This is a genomic window from Frankia sp. AgKG'84/4 (genome assembly GCF_023242965.2).
Lineage (GTDB): Bacteria > Actinomycetota > Actinomycetes > Frankiales > Frankiaceae > Frankia.
Genome location: NZ_JALKFU020001107.1, coordinates 1 through 1,339, shown reverse-complemented (window position 1 = coordinate 1,339; position 1,339 = coordinate 1). Strand labels below are relative to the sequence as shown.

At 74.7% G+C, this 1,339-nt stretch carries 2 protein-coding genes; one reads left to right on the top strand and one right to left on the bottom strand.

What is annotated here, in order from left to right; translation table 11 throughout:
• A partial coding sequence (locus MXD58_RS27695; RefSeq protein WP_250611067.1) for a helix-turn-helix domain-containing protein occupies positions 1–268 on the bottom strand: 268 nt, incomplete at its 3' end.
• Positions 269–346: 78 nt separating this feature from the next.
• Between MXD58_RS27695 and map the strand changes: the two genes are divergently transcribed.
• Positions 347–1,114, top strand: a complete 768-nt coding sequence (gene map, locus MXD58_RS27690; protein ID WP_248840460.1) for a type I methionyl aminopeptidase — start codon at positions 347–349, stop codon at positions 1,112–1,114.
• The last annotated feature ends 225 nt before the right edge of the window (positions 1,115–1,339 follow it).

Sequence of the window (1,339 nt, the reverse complement as noted above, 5' to 3'; positions counted from 1 at the left end):
GCGCCCGGGCGGGACGCGGCGCCACCGGCTCGGCGCACGACGCGGCCAGCAGATCCAGCGACACTCCGAGGGTCGCGGCGAGCGCGGCGACCGTGAGGAACGCCGGCGTCGCGATCCGACCCGTCTCGATCTTGCGCAGCGTCTCCGCGGACACCCCCGCCGCCGCGGCGACCTCGGCCATGCTGCGCGGGCCACGCGCCGCGCGCAGCAGCACACCGAGCCGCTCGCCCTGCTCACGCTGAGCCCTCGTCAACGGCGTCCGCACCATACCCCTATAGTAATACCGGTATTTGTATTGGATTCGGGGTGGTGGTCGCCACCCCGCGTGAGCAGAACGGCCACCCGGATGATCGAACTGAAAACGCCCGCCGCGATCGACGCCATGGCCGCCGCCGGCGCCGTCGTCGCCCGCGCCCTCGACGCCGTCCACGACGCCGCCGCCATCGGCGTCACCCTGCGCGAGCTCGACGCACTCGCCCGCACCGTCATCGCCGACGCCGGCGCCACCCCGGCGTTCCTGCACTACCAGCCCAGCTTCGCCCCCACCCCCTACCCCGCGGTCATCTGCGCATCGGTCAACGACGTCATCGTCCACGGCATCCCCGACGACACCGCGCTGCGCGACGGCGACCTGGTCAGCATCGACTGCGGCGCCACCCTGGCCGGCTGGGTCGGCGACAGCGCGATCAGCTTCACCATCGGCACCCCCCACCCCGACGACACCCACCTCATCGACACCGCCACCCGCGCACTCGCCGCCGGCGTCGCCGCCGCCATCCCCGGCGCACACCTAGGCGACATCGGCGCGGCCATCGGCGCCGTCGGACGCGCCGCCGGCTACGGCATCCCCCACGACTTCGGCGGCCACGGCATCGGCCGCGCCATGCACGAACCACCGTCGGTGCCCAACGACGGCCGCCCCGGACGCGGCCTGCGTCTGCGCGAGGGCCTCGTCCTCGCCCTCGAACCGATGTTCCTCGCCGGCGGCCACGACGACTACCGCACCGCCGCCGACGGCTGGGCGTTGCACACCCTCGACGGCAGCCGCGCCGCCCACGTCGAACACACCGTCGCCATCACCGCCGACGGCCCGCGCCTGCTCACCACCGCCTGACCCCACCCCACCCCACACCGACACCACACCGACACCACACCCACACCTTCACGCCCACGGCGCAGGCCCACCGCCAGAGCCCCCGCCACGATGCTTACCGCCCGCAGCCCGCAACCGGCCCCGGCCGTGCGGCGAGGGAACCGCACCGCCGGGGTGACACGGTCGGGGGGCGCGCAGCGGCCCTATGCCCATCCGGCCAACACCGCCCACCGCAACCCGCCGCCC

What these genes read in the sequence shown, in the direction of transcription:
- map (WP_248840460.1), top strand. Translation starts at nt 347, where the DNA reads ATGATCGAACTGAAAACGCCCGCCGCGATCGACGCCATGGCCGCCGCC.